This is a genomic window from bacterium SCSIO 12643 (assembly GCA_024398135.1).
Taxonomy (GTDB): Bacteria; Bacteroidota; Bacteroidia; order Flavobacteriales_G; family Salibacteraceae; genus CAJXZP01.
This window is the reverse complement of sequence record CP073750.1, coordinates 3,279,608-3,298,654: the sequence shown is the minus strand read 5'-3', so window position 1 is coordinate 3,298,654 and position 19,047 is coordinate 3,279,608. Positions and strand designations below refer to the sequence as shown.

At 37.0% G+C, this 19,047-nt stretch carries 12 protein-coding genes; 4 read left to right on the top strand and 8 right to left on the bottom strand.

Annotated features, from left to right (window positions below; all coding sequences use genetic code 11):
• Positions 1-23 precede the first annotated feature (23 nt).
• Complete coding sequence (locus tag KFE94_14530; GenBank protein UTW65857.1) at positions 24-1,142, top strand: OmpA family protein; 1,119 nt, start codon at positions 24-26, stop codon at positions 1,140-1,142.
• A gap of 66 nt (positions 1,143-1,208) precedes the next feature.
• On the opposite strand, the gene KFE94_14525 is transcribed toward KFE94_14530, so the two are convergent.
• The gene (locus KFE94_14525) at positions 1,209-2,366 is read right to left on the bottom strand and encodes a hypothetical protein (GenBank protein ID UTW65856.1); all 1,158 of its coding nucleotides are present in this window, start codon (positions 2,364-2,366) and stop codon (positions 1,209-1,211) included.
• A 42-nt stretch (positions 2,367-2,408) separates the two neighbouring features.
• Entirely contained in the window at positions 2,409-4,949 is a 2,541-nt protein-coding gene (gene gyrA, locus KFE94_14520) for a DNA gyrase subunit A (GenBank protein ID UTW65855.1), read from the bottom strand.
• 270 nt (positions 4,950-5,219) lie between these two features.
• Here gyrA and KFE94_14515 point away from each other — a divergent pair, with 270 nt between their 5' ends.
• Both KFE94_14515 and KFE94_14510 read left to right on the top strand, forming a co-directional pair.
• Positions 5,220-7,787 carry an ATP-dependent Clp protease ATP-binding subunit gene (locus KFE94_14515; protein UTW65854.1) on the top strand — a complete coding sequence of 856 codons (2,568 nt, stop codon included), beginning with the start codon at positions 5,220-5,222 and terminating at the stop codon, positions 7,785-7,787.
• A 61-nt stretch (positions 7,788-7,848) separates the two neighbouring features.
• Positions 7,849-9,099 carry a divalent metal cation transporter gene (locus tag KFE94_14510; GenBank protein ID UTW65853.1) on the top strand — a complete coding sequence of 417 codons (1,251 nt, stop codon included), beginning with the start codon at positions 7,849-7,851 and terminating at the stop codon, positions 9,097-9,099.
• Here KFE94_14510 and KFE94_14505 read toward each other — a convergent pair.
• Positions 9,096-9,836: a 2-phosphosulfolactate phosphatase gene (locus tag KFE94_14505; GenBank protein ID UTW65852.1), complete on the bottom strand. Its 741-nt coding sequence runs from the start codon at positions 9,834-9,836 to the stop codon at positions 9,096-9,098. The two genes, KFE94_14510 and KFE94_14505, sit on opposite strands and share 4 nt — an antisense overlap.
• A gap of 63 nt (positions 9,837-9,899) precedes the next feature.
• Positions 9,900-10,985, bottom strand: a complete 1,086-nt coding sequence (gcvT, locus tag KFE94_14500; protein ID UTW65851.1) for a glycine cleavage system aminomethyltransferase GcvT — start codon at positions 10,983-10,985, stop codon at positions 9,900-9,902.
• Between the two features lie 179 nt (positions 10,986-11,164).
• Here gcvT and KFE94_14495 point away from each other — a divergent pair, with 179 nt between their 5' ends.
• Positions 11,165-11,788: a DUF1684 domain-containing protein gene (locus KFE94_14495; protein UTW65850.1), complete on the top strand. Its 624-nt coding sequence runs from the start codon at positions 11,165-11,167 to the stop codon at positions 11,786-11,788.
• Here KFE94_14495 and KFE94_14490 read toward each other — a convergent pair.
• The 4 genes from KFE94_14490 to KFE94_14475 form a co-directional block, all read right to left on the bottom strand.
• A complete protein-coding gene (locus KFE94_14490) occupies positions 11,785-16,491 on the bottom strand; it encodes a PAS domain S-box protein (protein UTW65849.1) in 4,707 nt (1,568 codons plus the stop codon). The genes KFE94_14495 and KFE94_14490 overlap by 4 nt on opposite strands.
• 157 nt (positions 16,492-16,648) lie before the next feature.
• A complete protein-coding gene (locus KFE94_14485) occupies positions 16,649-17,509 on the bottom strand; it encodes an FKBP-type peptidyl-prolyl cis-trans isomerase (protein ID UTW65848.1) in 861 nt (286 codons plus the stop codon).
• A complete protein-coding gene (locus tag KFE94_14480) occupies positions 17,506-18,030 on the bottom strand; it encodes an FKBP-type peptidyl-prolyl cis-trans isomerase (GenBank protein UTW65847.1) in 525 nt (174 codons plus the stop codon). Before KFE94_14480 ends, KFE94_14485 begins: the two co-directional genes overlap by 4 nt.
• 3 nt (positions 18,031-18,033) lie before the next feature.
• Positions 18,034-19,044 carry a bifunctional oligoribonuclease/PAP phosphatase NrnA gene (locus tag KFE94_14475; GenBank protein ID UTW65846.1) on the bottom strand — a complete coding sequence of 337 codons (1,011 nt, stop codon included), beginning with the start codon at positions 19,042-19,044 and terminating at the stop codon, positions 18,034-18,036.
• Between the last annotated feature and the right edge of the window lie 3 nt (positions 19,045-19,047).

Here is a 19,047-nt window from a genome sequence, read left to right as displayed (position 1 = left end):
TTATCTAATAGATTTTGATACAAATGAAATACTCTTCAATCGTATTTACAGTATGTTTAATATCAGCTATTTCCAGCACAAATGTTTTTGCCCAGAACTTAGTTCCTAACGGAAATTTCGATTATAAAAAAGGAAGAAGACACACCCATAAACCTTGGCGCTTTGTCAATACGGTGGATTTCTATGTTATAAATGGACCTTCAACAAAACGTCCCAGAGGAAGTGACGATTGGAATCTTCCCAAGCCTAAAGACGGCTCTTCGTATATTGGATTACGAATCTACTCCGATTATAGAGAATTTGTTCAGATAAAACTTTCTGAAAAACTGGTTTACGGCCAAAAGTACTATTTCGAAATGTGGATCAGCTGGAGTGACCATTCTAATTATTATGCCAAGCAATTTGGAGCCTCTATTTATCCTAAAAAACCTTCTTATACCTCAGACTTTTATATTTTCACTAACCCACCGCAAATTGAATTAAAAGACTATAAAGGCATTGTTCAGCCGGATTCTGTTCAATGGATTAAAGTAAGTGGTGTATATCGTGCCAAAGGAGGCGAAAAGTATCTATCTATTGGTAATTTCTCCACCACTCATTTTAAGGATCGATTAAAGAAAAAGAATTGGTGGAGTCTCAATTTTTGGCATCATGAAGCTTATTACTTTGTTGATAAGGTTTCTTTAGTACGGCTAGAAGAATATTCTGTGGAGCAAGATTCTATTCTTGCTGAAAATTATATTGATACAACGATCACCAATGAGCAGGAAAACTACATCTATAAAATCGAAAAGGATTCTACTTTGGTCATTGAAAATATTCAATTCGCATCTGCAAGCGACCGTTTATTACCAAAGTCATATAAAGACCTGGAACTTATTTTGGAATATCTAAACGAAAATCCAACTAAGAATATTGAAATTGTTGGACATACGGATAATGTAGGAACCTCAGCAGCCAACCAAAAGCTTTCGGAAAAACGTGCTAAATCAGTTTACGATTATTTCATCTCTAATTATATCGACAAATCTAGAATTAGCTATATGGGTAAAGGAGAAAACGAACCTATTGCAGATAATGAAACAGGATTAGGAAGAAGAGCAAACAGACGAGTTGAATTAAAATTGGTAGATTCTAAATAATCAAGTGATATAAAATAAAAAAGGCCGCTCGATGAGCGGCCTTTTTTATTTTATTCTTTTCTCTTTTTATTGTGCTCCACCAGCAGCTTCAATTTCTTTTTGAAGTTTATTGTAACTGTCCATGTCTTTTGAACGTAAATATAACTTCTTTAAAATACCCTGAACTTCTGTATCAGATGGATCTAATTCATAAGCTTTCTTTAAGTAAGGTAGCGCTTTTGCATAAATAGCATCTAACTCTTTCTTTTTAGCCTCATATTTATCAGTTTCATTGTATGGTAAAGCATTCATTTCGTCTACAACTGAAATTGATTCGTTTACATACAACGCGCCTAAATCGTGATTTGCATCCAAATGCTCCGGCTCTATTTCCAAAGTCTTTTTGTAATCTTCTTCAGCACCTTTCACATCTCCTAAACTCTCTTTCAACTTACCTCTAACGTAATAATAAGGGGCCTTTGTTGGATTTGCTTCAATCGCCTTATCAATATTACCAATCGCTTTTTCTGTCTCTCCTTTTTCAACATAAAGGTTAAACTCAGTAATTAATAACGATTGATTATCCGGATATTTAGCTCTACCCTGACCTATTACTTCGATTGCTTTAGCAGTGTCACCTTTTGCTTTGTATTGATTTGCAATTTTTCCGTAAACACCACCTTCTTCGTAACCAGAATCTTTAATCTTATCATAATAAGCAATAGAAGCATCATGATCTTCTCCTGCAGCCGCAGCGTTAGCCGCATAATAATAAGCGATCGTATCTAGAATCTCACCTTGTGCACGAATTTCAGCACACTTTCCAAAATACTTAGAAGCACTTACATACTCCTTATTGTTATAATACCCTACCGCCTGATCATAAATCGCATTGTAAACAAAAAAGTTTAAATACTTGTTCAACTCTTGCATATCAGTTCTCGCATCCGCGTTCTTTTTTGCTTCCTCAAACGATTCAGCTGCAATAAAGATTGCATCTTTCTTTAAATCATCAAACTGTCCCGTAGTATCTATAGCAATATCATAATAGATTTTCCCTTTATACACTAAAGTTTTCGCTTTACCTTGTGTTTTTGGGTGTACAGAAGCCTCATCAATAGCTATTTTAGCTTTTCTCAATTGCTTATACTTCCAATGATTACTCGCAGTAGTCACCTTAGCATTTTGCGCCAATAACATTCCAGAAACAGAAACCATCATCAACGCTAAAACTATCTTCTTCATTTTTCTTGTTTTTATTTAATCCTATTAAATTGGGATGCAATATTAATCATTATTCTCTGCCTCACTAGCATTATCCGTGCCATTGGCATTTTCATTTGTTACATTATCTCCTTCTACTGCTTCATCTAATTCATCCTCACTTTCATCATGAGGAACTTTAGCCACTGCAGCAATGGAATCTCCACTACCTAGATTAATCAAACGAACCCCTTGTGTCGCACGTCCCATAACTCTTATTGCTTTCAAGGCCATACGAATAGTGATTCCCTTTTTGTTAATAATCATTAAATCATCCTCATCCGTCACATTCTTAATGGCAATCAGCTTACCTGTTTTATCCGTAATCTGCATGGTTTTAACACCCTTACCACCACGGTTTGTGATTCTATAATCATCGACTGCAGTTCGCTTTCCATAGCCATTTTCAGAAACCACAAGTACACTGGTTTCCACATCGTCTACGCAAACCATTCCTACCACTCTGTCCTCCGGACCTGTAAGCGTGATACCTCTCACACCAGAAGCACCTCTTCCCATGGTTCTTACTTTGCTTTCTTCAAATCGAATTGCTCTACCTGAATGAAGCGCCATAATAATTTGAGAATTACCTGTCGTTAATTTTGCTTCAAGTAACTCATCACCTTCTCTTACGTTAATCGCGATAATACCGTTGGTTCTTGGTCTTGAATAAGCTTCTAAGCTTGTTTTCTTGATCACCCCATTTTTGGTACACATCACAATATTCATACTGTTGATGTATTCTTGATCTTTAAGATCTTCTACATTAATATATGCTAAAATCTTATCATCATTTTCAATATTGATCATGTTTTGGATCGCTCTACCTTTCGAAGTCTTTCCGCCCTCAGGTATTTCGAATACACGCATCCAGTAACATTTTCCTTTTTGCGTGAATACCAATAGATAGTTATGGGTATTCGCTACAAACATTTCTTCAAGGAAGTCCTCATTACGAGTCGTTGACCCTCTGGATCCTCTACCTCCTCTTGCCTGTGTTTTGAATTCTGCCAAAGGTGTTCTTTTGATATATCCCAGATGAGAAATAGTGATTACCACTTTTTCATTTGGAATCATATCCTCAATTCTGAAATCCGCTGAGTTATACTCAATGGTCGTCATACGATCATCACCATACTTATCACGGATTCTGGTCAACTCTTCTTTGATAATATCATATCTTAAAGACTCGTTTGCCAAAATCTCTTTCAAACGCTCAATCGTTTTCATCAATTCATCGTACTCCGCTCTTAACTTCTCTTGCTCCAGTCCGGTTAACTGACGTAGACGCATTTCTACAATCGCACGTGCCTGAATCTCCGTTAACTTGAACCTCTCGATCAATTTATTTCTAGCCTCTTCCGTATTACTAGAACCTCTGATGATTTTAATCACCTCGTCAATATTGTCAGAAGCAATAATTAAACCTTCCAGGATATGCGCACGATCTTCAGCTTTCTTTAATTCAAACTGCGTTCTTCTCGTTACTACATCCATTCTATGGTCCACATAATGACCAATCATTTCTTTCAAATTCAATAAATATGGACGTCCTTGAACCAACGCCACATTATTTACTGAAAAAGAAGTTTGCAATGCAGTATGCTTATATAAATTATTTAATACCACATTGGTAATGGCCTCACGCTTCAATTCGTAAACGATACGCATACCTGATCTATCCGATTCATCACGGATATCAGAAATCCCTTCAATCTTTTTATCGTTTACCAATTCAGCCGTCTTGGAGATCATATCGGCTTTGTTTACCAGGAATGGAATTTCAGTAACTACGATTCGTTCTCTACCTGTTGAAGTTTCTTCAATTTCCGCTTTTGCACGAATAACAATTCTTCCTTTGCCGGTTTCGAAAGCCTGACGTACACCATCATAACCATAAATAATTCCTCCTGTTGGGAAATCAGGAGCTTTCACATGCGTCAATAACTCATCAAACGTTATATCTTTATTATCGATATATGCCAACGTACCATTAACGATTTCTGTCAGGTTATGAGGAGGCATATTGGTCGCCATACCTACTGCAATACCACTTGCTCCATTCAATAACAAATTAGGTAACAATGCTGGCAATACTGTTGGTTCTTGCAACGAATCATCAAAGTTTAATGTAAAATCAACAGTATCCTTCTCAATATCTGCCAACATTTCCTCAGACAACTTACGTAATCTTGCTTCCGTATACCTCATTGCTGCTGGACTATCACCATCTACAGAACCAAAGTTACCTTGTCCATCTACCAACGGGTAACGAAGTGACCAGGGTTGTGCCATACGTACCATTGTATCATAAACAGATGAATCACCATGTGGGTGATATTTACCAAGTACTTCCCCTACAATCCTTGCAGATTTTTTATAAGCTTTGTTAGAGTAAACTCCCAAATCGAGCATTCCATAAAGCACTCTTCGATGCACTGGCTTCATACCATCCCGTACATCAGGTAATGCTCTGGAAACGATTACCGACATCGAGTAATCAATGTAAGCCGATTTCATTTCCTCTTCAATATTGACTTTCAAAATCTTTTCTCCGTCCGACATATTATAATTTATTATTTTTCAAACACTTAAAAAGGCTCATCTATTTTAAATGGCCAACTTCCGAAAATACAATTCCGACCCAAAAAAACGTTGTTGAAAACTCCCCGAATTACTAACAAAAATCTGTTAATAAATACGACCCAAAAATTCCTTGTATCGCTACAATGAACCGATATTTTTGATGTTTTATCATAAAAGAATGACATTACATTTTTAGTTGTATATTCATACTTTTGATTTTATATTAGATTTCAAGACTTTTTAAGATATATGGAGAATAACTTGTCACCACGCGCCAAAGATGTTTTAACCTATAGCCGGGAAGAGGCTTTAAGGCTGGGCCATGACTATATTGGTAATGAACATTTCATGCTGGGTATTATTCGCGAAGGACAAGGGGTAGCAATTAAAGTTTTAGAAAACTTAAATGTTGACGTTCAAGAGCTCAGAAAATTAATCGAACATGCTATTAAACCAAATAGCAAGTCCATTTCGCAATCTGCTCAAGCCAATATCCCATTGGTAAAACAAGCAGAAAAAACATTGAAACTGACCTTTTTGGAAGCCAAATTATTTAAGAGTAGAATGATCGGAACCGAACATTTTCTACTTTCTATTCTTAAAGAGCATACCAACGTTGCGAGTCGTATCTTATCTCAGTTTAACATAAATTATGATACTGTGAAAAACGAATTAGAAAATATTTTATCTGGTGCTGATAATGAGCCAACTGCTCCCAGAGCAGACATTTCGGACAGCACCCCTGATGATGAAAGAGAAAAGCCTTCTGGATTTGGAGGTTCATATGGTAGTTCATCATCAAAATCGAAAGGTGATTCAAAGTCTAAAACTCCGGTACTAGACAACTTCGGTAGAGATTTAACCAAAATGGCCGAAGAGAATAAATTGGATCCTATCATTGGACGACAAAAAGAAATAGAACGTGTTTCTCAAATCTTAAGTCGTAGAAAGAAAAATAATCCAATCTTAATTGGAGAGCCTGGTGTGGGTAAATCTGCCATCGCTGAAGGATTGGCTTTACGCATTATTCAGAAAAAAGTTTCGAGAGTTCTTTTTGGAAAACGTGTTGTTACTTTGGATTTGGCTTCACTCGTAGCAGGAACCAAATACAGAGGTCAGTTCGAGGAAAGAATGAAAGCAGTTATGAATGAATTGGAAAAATCTGATGATGTTATCCTATTCATTGATGAAATTCACACCATTGTAGGTGCTGGAGGTGCTTCCGGATCGTTAGATGCTTCTAACATGTTTAAGCCTGCACTAGCCCGTGGAGAAATTCAATGTATTGGAGCTACAACTTTGGATGAGTACAGACAGTATATTGAAAAAGACGGTGCTTTAGAAAGAAGATTCCAGAAAGTAGTTGTTGAACCTACTTCTGTAGAAGAAACTATTACGATTCTAGAGAATGTGAAATCCAAGTATGAGGATCATCACAATGTGACATATTCACCGGAGGCCATTGAAGCTTGTGTGAAGTTAACTGACAGATATATCTCAGATCGTCACTTACCGGATAAGGCTATTGACGCATTGGATGAGGCTGGGTCGCGTGTTCATATAACTCATATTGTGGTTCCTGATGAAATTCTGAATATTGAAAAGCAAATTGAAGGAATTAAAGAAAAGAAACTGACCGTTGTTAAACGTCAAAAATATGAGGAAGCTGCGCGCTTAAGAGATGAAGAAAAAAATCTTACCAACCAGTTGGAAGTAGAGCAGAAAAAATGGGAAGAACGTACGCGTCAACACCGTGAACTGGTTACCGAAGATAGTGTCGCTGAAGTCATCGCTATGATTTCCGGGATTCCTACACAAAGGATTGCGCAAAAAGAAGGCGAGAAACTTGTCCATATGAAAGATGACCTTAAGGGAAGTGTGATAGGACAAGACGAAGCTATTGAGAAGGTTGTTAAAGCCATCCAACGTAATCGCGCTGGATTAAAAGATCCAAATAAACCCATTGGCTCTTTTATTTTCCTTGGGCCTACTGGTGTTGGTAAAACTCAATTAGCAAAAGTATTATCCAGATATCTATTCGATAATCATGACAATCTCATTCGAATTGACATGAGTGAATACATGGAGAAATTTGCGGTTTCCAGATTGGTTGGTGCGCCTCCAGGATATGTGGGTTATGAAGAAGGTGGACAACTTACTGAAAAGGTACGTAGAAAACCTTACTCTGTGGTGCTCCTGGATGAGATCGAAAAAGCACACCCTGATGTATATAACATTCTACTTCAAATCTTAGATGACGGACAAGTTACAGACAGCTTAGGACGTAAGGTAGACTTTAAGAATACGATCATCATCATGACTTCAAATATTGGTTCACGTGAACTTAAAGAATTTGGACAAGGTGTAGGATTCGCTACTTCTGCAAAAGTTAGTAATGCCAATTCCGAATCAAAAGGAGTCATCGAACGTGCTTTAAAGAAAGCATTTGCTCCGGAGTTTTTAAATAGAATTGATGACATCGTATTATTCAACACATTAGATCAGGAAGATATCTTTAAGATCATTGATATTGAATTGAAATCATTGTTCCATAGAATTCACGAGTTAGGATATAAGATTGAATTGACCAAAGCAGCTAAAGAATTTATTGCGACTAAAGGTTATGATTCCCAGTTCGGTGCCCGTCCATTGAAACGTGCGTTACAGAAGTTTCTGGAAGATCCAATCGCTGAAGAGATTATTCAAAACAATCTTACAGAAGGTGATACGATCAAAGTCGGAATTGATAAGAAAAATGATGATGTCAAGATTTCAGTCGTCCACCCTAAAAAGAGTGATACTGAAAAAGATAAATAAACATTGCAAAAAGCACTTCGTGAGAAGTGCTTTTTTATTATAATCGTATTTCATTCATCACATGTCGAAACATACTTCCTTTATACAAAAGTTAGGACCTGGATTATTATATGCCGGAGCTGCAATAGGTGTATCTCATCTGGTACAATCTACCCGGGCTGGAGCAACTTTTGGTTTAAGTATGATTTCTGTTGTGATTTTGGCCAACTTCTTTAAATACCCTTTTTTTCAATATGGTCCTCGTTATGTATCAGCCACCGGAAAAAGTCTTTTACATGGCTATAAAAAATTAGGAAATTGGGCGGTTTGGGCTTTCTTTTTAATCACCCTGGGAACCATGTTCATTATACAAGCGGCCATAACACTGGTAACAGCTGGACTGGCTGCTTATATAGTAAGTAGTGATGGTTCTATTTTATATTGGTCTATTGGAGTTCTCATTCTTTGTTCTACTCTTTTAATGAGTGGTCGTTTAGAGCTTCTTAATAAATTTATGAAAATCGTAATGGTCATATTGGCATTGACCACTATTGCTGCTGCGATATCTTCCATATTTACCTCTGGAAATCATAATTCCCTGACTTCTTCATTCAATTTTATGAATACGGAACATGTGTTTTTCCTTATTGCATTTATTGGGTGGATGCCAGCTCCCATTGACATTTCCGTATGGTACTCTGTATGGTCTGAAGCTAACGCTAAATTATCCGGTCAACCTACTGATTTAAAAACCGGATTATTTGACTTTTCAGTTGGGTATTGGGGGACTGCATTTTTAGCTCTTTGTTTCGTGATACTCGGTACATTTATGCTCCACAATTCAGGTATTGAATTGTCATCTAGTGCAGTTGTTTTTTCGAGTCAAATTATCAATGCCTACACACAAACTCTTGGAGAGTGGTCTACTCCTATTATTTCCATTGCTGCTTTTACCACTATGCTGAGCACTACCATTTCTGTTTTAGATGGAATCTCCAGAGTTCTAACACCGACTTTTAATTACCTACGAAATATCTCAACCCAGGAACAATCAGAAAAGAAATCATATAGAATTTGGTTGGGTGTTCTAATAATCGGTTCATTCGTTACCATTTCCTATTTCGGAAAAAACATGAAAAGCCTGGTTGATTTTGCAACAAGTGTATCTTTTCTTACCGCACCAATTCTTGGTTACTTAAACATTCGTGTGATGCAATCCGAACATATTCCCGAATCATTCAAACCTAACAGGTTTACCCAATATATTAGCTATATCGGGTTAGGGTTATTAATCCTATTCTCGGTAGTTTACCTATACTACAAATGGACTTAATAAAACTCGGTAGTTTCCAGGTCCACCAATTCATCACCAACCAATACCGGAATTTTATCTGTGGTATTTAACGTTAAACAATAACGAATATCTTCCTTTAGATTCAGCTTTGCCAAACGTCTTCTATGCGATGAAATTTTAAGTAATCGCTCAGGGTCCATTTGTGCCATTTCAAAAATATGCTTTGCAATCAAAGCTGAATCTTCGACATCATGTTCCAAAGAATATATTCCATCCTTAATCAATTCGTTAGTCAGTGCTCCAGCATACAAAGAGTCTTCCAGATTGATTCTTCCCTTCCATCCCGAACAAAGAATCATTACATTTTTCTTTTGTTTTACTAACCATTTTGACAATGCCGATAAATTCAAAAACGACCCTATTACAATCAGTTTAGAATCTCCTTTCGCCATTTCAATAGCACGGGTTCCGTTGGTTGTTGTTAATACTAACGTTTTACCCTTAATCTGGTCACCCATGTAATCATATGGAGAATTACCAAAGTCAAACCCTTCTACCTTCTCCGCATTCCTTTCAGCTCCGGCTAAATAGCCTTGTTTCTGGAGCTCTCTGGCTTTTTCAATGGTATCTACCGGAATGATAGACTTCGCACCATGATGGAAAGCAGTACAAATAGCCGAAGTAGCTCTGAATATATCATTCACCACTACGATACTATCATTACTATCGTAAACTTCAAAATTTTCAGGGGTATAACTAACTTCTATTAACGGCATATATCAACAATTTCAACAATACTTAAACACGCACTTTCAAATCTATTCTTATTTGGAATAAGACTATTTCAAAAATGGTATTCCTACAACAACTGCTTTGGGAGACTTCTTTCTAATTTGAATTCTAATCTCGCTTCCTTTTTTATGATGTGGTACATTCACATACCCCATGCCAATTGCTTTATTTAATGATGGTGATTGCGTGCCTGAAGTTACCTGACCAATCTTATTTCCATCCATATCTAAAATATCATAACCATGTCTAGGAATTCCCTTCTCTTCCATTTCAAAACCTACCAATCTTCTGGTTAACCCTTCTTCTTTTTGATTTGCCAAAAACTCACGATCTATAAAATCGTTTCCTTCAACAAATTTGGTTACCCATCCTAAACCAGCTTCAAGAGGAGATGTTGTATCATCTATATCGTTTCCATATAAACAAAAACCTTTTTCTAATCTTAAAGTATCTCTTGCACCTAAACCGATTGGCTGAATTCCTTGCGGCTCTCCTGCTTTGAAAATCGCATCGAATACGGTTTTAGCGTCTGCATTCTTCACGTAAATTTCAAAACCTCCTGAACCGGTATAACCTGTAGCAGAAACAATCACATTTTCTACTCCCGCAAACGTTCCAATTTCGAAAGTATAGTAAACCATATCTTTCAAATTGATCTCTGTTAAGCTTTGCATAGCTTCTGAAGCCTTAGGTCCCTGAACTGCAAATAAACAATAGTCATCACTCTCGTTAGATAGTTCAGCACCCATTGTATTTTGCTCATTAACCCAGCTCCAGTCTTTATCCACATTAGCGCCATTAACCACTAACAAATACTCTTCTTCGTTTACACGGTAAACCAAAAGATCGTCAACGATTCCTCCTTTACCATTTGGCATAGTAGAATATAAAACCTTTCCATCAAAAAGAGTCGCCACATTGTTTGATGTGATTTTTTGTACTAACTCAAAAGCTTTTGGACCACGTACAAAAAACTCCCCCATGTGCGAAACATCAAAAACACCAACACCATTTCGTACGGTGTTATGTTCTTCAATTAATCCTGAAAATGTAACGGGCATATTGAATCCTGCGAATTCAATCATTTTTCCACCCATTGCTATATGACTCTCTTTTAAAACTAATTCCTTCATAATCAATATTAAATTCTTATTTCGAAATCATTCTACACAGATTTTCTGTTATTTCAATCACCTCTTGATTTCTTTACAAAGAATGCGCACCAAACGTAACCAAATTAGTTTTGAATTCAAAGCAAACGGGGCTTTGCAAATCCACTATTTTTGCAATTCTTTAAATGCATCTATACAGAATGAATATTTTACGTTCAATTGTTTTTCTAAGTGCTTTGATCTGGGGCTTTTCTTGCTCAGATTCGACCTCTATCGGTTCAAATACTAAAGACCGGTTATCTTATGTAGATAGCCTGATTCAAGCGAGAAAAATTTGGAATAAAGAGCTTAAGACCAATCCTAAATCTCCAATTCCCACTGAAAAACGAGAAGCATTTGTAGGATTAAATCACTTTGCTCCTGACAGTACCTGGATAATCAATGCCTCTATACAGCTTATTCAAAACCCTGAAATCATTCAAATGGCCACAAGTACGGAACGTTTGGCTTCTATGATCACATATGCAAAAATTGTGCTTACGATCCAGGACAAACCTTTTGAACTTATAGCTTTTCAGGAAGTGGGAGATACAAAAGGAGAACTGTTTGTTCCTTTTACAGATCTCACCAGCGGACAAGAGACTTATGGTGGAGGTCGATATTTAAACCTTGGTGTTTCTGGTACGGATTCTATCCTCGTAGATTTTAATTTGGCATATAACCCATACTGTGCTTATAACATCGCATTCTCATGCCCTATCCCTCCGGAAGAGAATTATATTTCAATTCCGATTACTGCCGGAGAGAAAATCCTATATCATTAACTAATATTCTCCGGTAAATACTTTTCAAATAAAGCTTTCAATAAAGTTGGCTTAATCGGTTTGGATATAAAATCCATACACCCGGCATCTTCAATACGTTTAATGTCTTCTGTGGTAGAATACGCTGTTTGCGCAATGATCGGAATATTCGGATTGATTTCTTGAATTTCAGCCGTTGCCTGATATCCATTAATCACCGGAATATTTATATCCATTAAAATCAAATCAAACGTTTCAAACTGTTTTACAAAATCAACCGCCTGTTGTCCATCCACTGCGTGGATTACCACACAATTAACCAGGAGTTTCTCAATAAGCCGAATCATCAATCTTGAACTCACCTCATCGTCTTCCACAACCAAAATCCGAATGGCACCGGCATTATTATCTACCGATTTTTCAGGCTCTTCAAGAGCAACTACCTTAGTATATTCAACGGGTTCGTAAGGCAATGAAACTAAAAATGTAGAACCTTTTCCTTTTGATGATACCAGATTGATCGTTCCTCCCAATAAATCTACATGTTCTTTCACAATTGAAAGTCCTAATCCTAACCCACCATAGGTTGGAGCGATAGATTTATCCTCCTGAGCAAATCGTTCAAAAACCCTTTGCTGTTTATTGATTTCAATACCTATTCCGGTATCTTTAACATAAAACTCGATAAATCCACCTACTACCTTATACCCGAAATCAATCCCTCCTTTAGAAGTGAACTTTAATGCATTTTGAAGGAGATTACTCAATATCTTATTCAGCTTGGTTTCATCTGTAATAATTCGATGCACATCGATCTCCAAATCACTTTTCAGACTCAATGAAATTCCTTTTTCTTCGGCTTTCAGTTTGAAGATAGAATACAAGTCAAATAACAAACGATCTACATCAACTTCTACATTTTGTGGTACCAACTGATTCTTTTCAAGTTTTGAAATCTCTAATATTTCATCAATCACACGCACCAGTTGTCCACCACTGCTCTGTATAATTTTTACGTACTGATTGCGAAGTTCATCTGATAAAAACTCATCGGAAAGGAAACTCGAAAAACCAATAATACCATTCAGTGGTGTTCGGATTTCATGCGATAGATTATTTAAGAATTCTGTTTTTAGTCGATCAGCCTCTTCTGCGCGTTCCTTTGCATCAATTAATTCCTTTTGCTTATTCAACAGCTCATCTTCAGTTCTTTTTCTCAGCGTAATATCATGGGATACCACCAGAACATAAGCTTCATCTTTGATGGTAAATTTTCGCAATGAAAGCAGTTCAGTTCTGATCTCTCCATTTCGCAATCTGAGTTCCATCTCGACTCCATGAACAAACCCTATTCTTTTCACCTCTTCAATGGTACGTTGTCTGGCTTCAACATCTACCCAGATACCCAATTCAATCGCAGTTTTTCCCAATACATCTGCCTCAGTGTATCCAATCTTATTGGTGAATCCCTTATTGATTCTGACCAATTTAGAATCGGACATCCGACTAATTGAAACAGGATCAATATAGGTATCGAAAATGGTTCTAAAGTGGGTTTCGTTCTCCTCTGCCCTTTCTTTAGCTTGTAGAAGAGCTTTTTGCGTTTTCTTTAATGGTGTAATATCAATAATGGAAATAATCGCAGTTCCTTCATCATTAATTAAAACCAGTTTTAAAATCGCTTGAATAATATCCCCATTTTTCTTTCTGTACTGTGTCTCTTTTGAAAATTTCTTTTCCCCTTTATGTAGAGAAACCAATCCTGCTTTAAAGGCATCAAATGACTTTTGATTAAAGCTTTCGATTAGGATATTGTATAACTCATTTTTAGATTCAATTCCAAACAACTTCAATGTGTAGGTATTTACATTGAGTATTTTAATAGAACGTGCACATTTCTCAACAAAATGTGGATTCATATCCAAATAGTCCATCACATCAGAACTATCCATTTTTAATGACCTTATTAAAGCTATTGTTTCAGATACATCTTCCTCCCAAACCGAAATTGGATTTTGTTCAAATAAGTTCTCAAACCTAAACCTACTATCATTCAGCATTTTGTTTTTCTCCGACAATGCTTCTGTAATTGTAATCAGATGTTCATTTTGCTCTTGAAGCTTTTGCTCCACAATGACACGTTCGGTGATATTAATGATGGAGATATTAGCTGTAATGGAGCCTAACTTCTGATCAATGCTTAGATGTAACTTCTCGATTCCATATATAATCTGGCCATTTAAATCTCTAAACGAGGTTTCACTAATAATCTCTGTTTGATCCTTAAATATTTCATTAAATATCCTGGTATAATGCCCCGGTGTAGAATCCGTTTTAATTTGACCTGTAGATTGAACTAAATGCTCCTTACTATTGGCCTTAAATAATTCTACTGAGGCCTTATTGACCTGAACTACTTTTATCGCTCGAATACACTCATTGATAAACTCCGGGTGGGCTTTGACATACTCTAAAAAGTCTTCTACACCCTGTTCTTTTAATCCCTGAATTCGATTGTAAGATTCTGTAAAATCCTCTTCCAACAGTGAAACTCTATTTTCATCAAAGAGTTTTCGGTAATTCTCTTTGGCTTCTTCAAGTTCCGTTACCTTATCTCTCAGTTTCTGCGTATACTCTTCTTTGATGCGTTCAGACATTTTCTGTTCTGTAACATCCAGAAAATATCCTCTTAACCTTACCACCTCATCATTACGTTTGACAACGCTCACAACCTTATTGATCCAAACAATTTCGCCATCCGCCCGAACCATACGATATTCAAAAGAATGGTTTTTACCACTTGCGGCAGCATTGCTACAATAATTCACAGCCTCTGCTCTATCATCAGGATGAATTGTAGCCTCCCAAAAATCCAAATCTGCCCACTTATCCGGAGTGTATCCAGAAACCTCCTCAATTTGCGGACTCATAAACGTAAATTGATCGGTATTCACATCAATTTCCCAGGCTACCGTGGAGGTAAGTTCTATTAGATTACGATATAATTTTTCACTCTTCTTAAGGGTCAACTCCATCGTTTTCCGTTCTGTAATATCCCGAACTACAGCTTGTAAAAACATCTCATCATTCATGCAAAAACGATTGAGACTTACCTCTGCATCGAAGGTTGTACCATCTAATTTTTGATGCAACCAATAGAAAGTTTGCGGTTTCCCATCATATGCCAATTGAATCTTTTCTTCCGCTTTTGTATTCGAATCTCTGCCATCAGGTTGGAGTTCGGGAGAAAACTTTGCTGGTGATTCTCCAACAATATCTTCCTTTTTCTCACAACCAAACATTTTCAGCGTCACTTTATTGCAATCTGCAAACAAACCCTCTTTTAACAGGAAAATAGAATCCTTGGCTTTTTCAAAAATCAATCGATGCTTCAATTCACTTTCTAATAACGCCTTTTGAGATTCAATTTGTTTAATTCTCGCTCCGGAAATATTAGCAATGGTACTGAGCACCTCAATATGTTCCTCCGTAAAATAATCCTTTTTCAGATGTTCTGAGTCTATCACACCTAAGACCTCACCATCACAAATAATGGGAACAGCTAATTCTGAGTACCTAACTTCATGGTCTACCACATACCGACTATCCTTGCTCGTATCCTTAACCACTACGGGTTTTCCTTCTTGAACCGCAGCACCAACAATACCCTGACCTTTCTTAAGAATCTGTTTGTTCTTGGAAGCTCTTCCTTCCACAATCAACTCCTGTGTGACTTTATCGCACATAAATACCATACAATCTTCAAAACCAAATTTGGCCATGGTAATGTCCCTTATGTATGAGGTTACTTCATTAATGGTTTTAAAATGGGCCAGCTCATGCGTAAACTCATTTACAGTCTTTAAGAAGTTGGTACGTTGCTGTAAAATTTGATTGGATTTATACAACTCTTCACGACTCTTATTCAATGCCGCTTCAGATTTTTTCTTTTCGGTAATATCCCGAATTGCTGTGATGCGCAAAACACGATCTCCCTGCACAAAATTCTTCCCTTGAATTTCTGCTTCGAACTGACTTCCATCTTTTCGAACCGCAACAACATTATAAGGCCTGGTATAATCTTCCCGTATGTTTTTAATGACAAGGTCTCTATATTCTTCCGTAATTACCGAAACTGCGGGTAAACCTTCAGCTTCTTCCAGGGTATAGCCAAACATTTCCAACGCTTTCGCATTGCATTCCACTCCAATTCCATTCTCGCTAATCATAATGCCCTCAAAACTGGAATTCACAAAGGTCTTATACTGTAAGGTCTTGAGTCGGCTTTCTTCAATATCGTTCTGTAGCTCTTCCTCTCGATGCATATCTTGCGTGATATCATACATCACACCTTCACACCAGAGCACATCATTTTCTTTTTTACGAATCTGCGTGTGAAGTTTTACCCAGATATACTGGCCATTCATTTTACGAATGCGTAAAGGGCGATGAATTCCATGTCCGGTTCCCGTATTCGAAATCAGATTCACCTCATTGGTACAAATTTCCAAATCCTGAGGGTGTATGATTTTAGTAAGCAGAACTCTTTGTGATATCAGTTGCTCATATTTATATCCCAAAACATTTTCTACATTTTGAGATATGTAATCTATAATCCAATCTTTTTCTCTTCTCCAGAGAAAAGTCACAACCGGACTATTAATTAATATTTGATGACTTATATTACTGTTTTTCTGACCATGAATCGGACCTTCTTCTATCATGTTAAACGCATTCGATATTTCCTACGTGATAAAAATAGCGATCTGCAAAACTGTTTTAGAATTTTTAAGAACTATACGATTCACACACCTATGTTAGTAATCTGAAAACATTTAAATATCAAACAATTACAACCGAAAATACTTTTAATTTAAAACTTTATTCGTTTTGGGCAGGAGAGTTTAACTCCAATACTTCGATTTCAAATATCAAGGTTTTATAAGGCTTTACAATTCCGGTACTTGAACCCGAACTTCCATAAGCCAAATAACTCGGCACAATGGCTATGCTTTTTGCGCCTTTTCTCATGTTTCGAACTGCCAAATCGAATCCGGGAAGTACCTGGTCTTTCTGTCCAATGATGTAACTAAAAGCTTCTGATCGATGCGCGGTAGACTCTACTAATTTTCCATCTAAGGTTTTGCCTGAACTATGGATAACCACCTCATCTCCGGCTATGGGTAATGATCCGCTCCCTGTGATTTGATTGATCATAAAAATTCCATTCACCCATTGGATACTATCCGAAACATAAGATGACAAAATCCTTCGCAAATCTACCTGTTCTTCCAACTCCAAATCTCGTTCGCTTAGCTCAGGATATTTTTTATAAAACCGCCATTGCTTATATGTTTGTGCAGACCTAATGACCATAGATACTTTCACATCCTGTTGATTCAAGTCAGGGATAAATGCTTTGAGTTTTGCGCTTGATAAGATAGCCGTAGAACTATCGTTTACCGCAAGTAGTTCTATCCATTCCATCCATCCGGTGTCTTTCTTTTGGGTAAACAACAACTCTTCTGATTGGGAAGTCGAATACAATAACGAATCTTGTAAAGTATACACCTGAAAATCAAACGTACATACATCACTATCATGAATCACATGATCTACATCTCCAATAGAGTGAATTTTATATTTTAATCCGGTTTTCGTACTTGAATACCCATGATCATCTACCGAATTACATGCCCCTAATAAAAAAACGATAAAAAGAAATGCCCCTAAATTTCTCATTTTATGTCTAACAACTCAATATCAAAAATTACTGTGGAAGAACGTGGAATTTTATTGAAATCGCCCGTGTAGCCATGTGCTAAATGTGCAGGAATAATCATCATGGCTTTATCTCCTGTAGTCAGGAATCGAATTCCTTCCTGTAATCCGCTTTCCACATCATCATGCCCTACAACAAAGCTTGCCGGTTCCTCTTTACTTGAACTATAAATTTGTTTGCCATTAATTAAACTCACCTTGTATTGTACAAATACGGTATCATTTTCCTCCGGATGTACTTTTCCCGATCCTTCTTCATAAACCATGTAATGTAACCCCGAACGCGTTTTCTCCATATTCCAGCCTCTCCGTTTGATATACAAATCAATCTGATCAGACTCCACGCGTACCGATTTCTTGTTATTCTGAATCAGCTCTTTTTTGGACAGATACTTCTGCGGCTTCTTTGGTTTAGGGTCTTCACATCCCGAAAACCAAATCAACACCCCCAATAATATCCCGATATGTTTTATTGACCTCACGACTTATTCTACTGTTAATTCTTCAGAATATTGTTGCATCACCGATTTAAAATGCGCAACCGCTTCCTCTAAACTCATCTCTAACTTTCCTCCGGCTGCATTTCTATGGCCACCACCGTTAAAGTACTGACGTGCAATTTGATTGACATCAAAATCGCCTTTTGAACGCAATGATACTTTGATAAACCCTTCGCTTTCTCTAAAGAACCCGGTACATTTCATTCCTTTTATAGACAAACCAAAATTGACAAATCCTTCGGAATCTCCTTTCTGAAAATTAAATCGTTGTTGTTCTTCTTCACTGATTGAAATGTAAGAGGCCCATAGACCTTCCACCTGATTTAACTTTTCTGCCAATACGTATCCCATCAAATGCATACGATCCAAAGTATTATTATCATACACGCGTGTATGAATCACATCAGGACTAACACCTACGGATAGTAAATAAGCTGCAGCTTCGTGTGTTTCTTTTGTCGTAGACCCAAATCTAAAAGAACCTGTATCGGTCAGGATTCCGGTATACAAACATTCTCCGATGGTTTTATCAATCAATTGTTGATCTCCCAAACCACAAATCACATCATACACCATTTCCGATGTAGAAGATTTCTTAGGATCAGAAAACATCACATCTGCAAAATCGGTAGGTTGCTGGTGGTGATCAATCATCACAAACTTTCCCGTATGACTTTCTACCACATCTTTAAAATCCCCAATTCTTCTCAGATCATTGTAATCCAAACAAAAAATCACATCGTATGCAGACATCTTTTGTTCTACTACTTCTGTATCCGTAGCATGTAACAAAATATTCTCTGCTCCCGGCATCCAACTATAAAACTCCGGAAACGCATTTGGCGCAATCACCTCCGCCTGATGTCCCTTTTTATTCAAATAGTGCATCCATCCCAAACAGGAACCCAATGCATCTCCATCGGGATTCATATGAGGAATAACCAATGCTTTAACTGGTTCTGATAATATGGATTGTAATTGTTCTAGTTCTTTCATTTT

What these genes read in the sequence shown, in the direction of transcription:
- KFE94_14530 (UTW65857.1), top strand. Translation starts at nt 24, where the DNA reads ATGAAATACTCTTCAATCGTATTTACAGTATGTTTAATATCAGCTATT.
- KFE94_14525 (UTW65856.1), bottom strand. Translation starts at nt 2,366, where the DNA reads ATGAAGAAGATAGTTTTAGCGTTGATGATGGTTTCTGTTTCTGGAATG.
- gyrA (UTW65855.1), bottom strand. Translation starts at nt 4,949, where the DNA reads ATGTCGGACGGAGAAAAGATTTTGAAAGTCAATATTGAAGAGGAAATG.
- KFE94_14515 (UTW65854.1), top strand. Translation starts at nt 5,220, where the DNA reads ATGGAGAATAACTTGTCACCACGCGCCAAAGATGTTTTAACCTATAGC.
- KFE94_14510 (UTW65853.1), top strand. Translation starts at nt 7,849, where the DNA reads ATGTCGAAACATACTTCCTTTATACAAAAGTTAGGACCTGGATTATTA.
- KFE94_14505 (UTW65852.1), bottom strand. Translation starts at nt 9,836, where the DNA reads ATGCCGTTAATAGAAGTTAGTTATACCCCTGAAAATTTTGAAGTTTAC.
- gcvT (UTW65851.1), bottom strand. Translation starts at nt 10,985, where the DNA reads ATGAAGGAATTAGTTTTAAAAGAGAGTCATATAGCAATGGGTGGAAAA.
- KFE94_14495 (UTW65850.1), top strand. Translation starts at nt 11,165, where the DNA reads ATGAATATTTTACGTTCAATTGTTTTTCTAAGTGCTTTGATCTGGGGC.
- KFE94_14490 (UTW65849.1), bottom strand. Translation starts at nt 16,491, where the DNA reads ATGATAGAAGAAGGTCCGATTCATGGTCAGAAAAACAGTAATATAAGT.
- KFE94_14485 (UTW65848.1), bottom strand. Translation starts at nt 17,509, where the DNA reads ATGAGAAATTTAGGGGCATTTCTTTTTATCGTTTTTTTATTAGGGGCA.
- KFE94_14475 (UTW65846.1), bottom strand. Translation starts at nt 19,044, where the DNA reads ATGAAAGAACTAGAACAATTACAATCCATATTATCAGAACCAGTTAAA.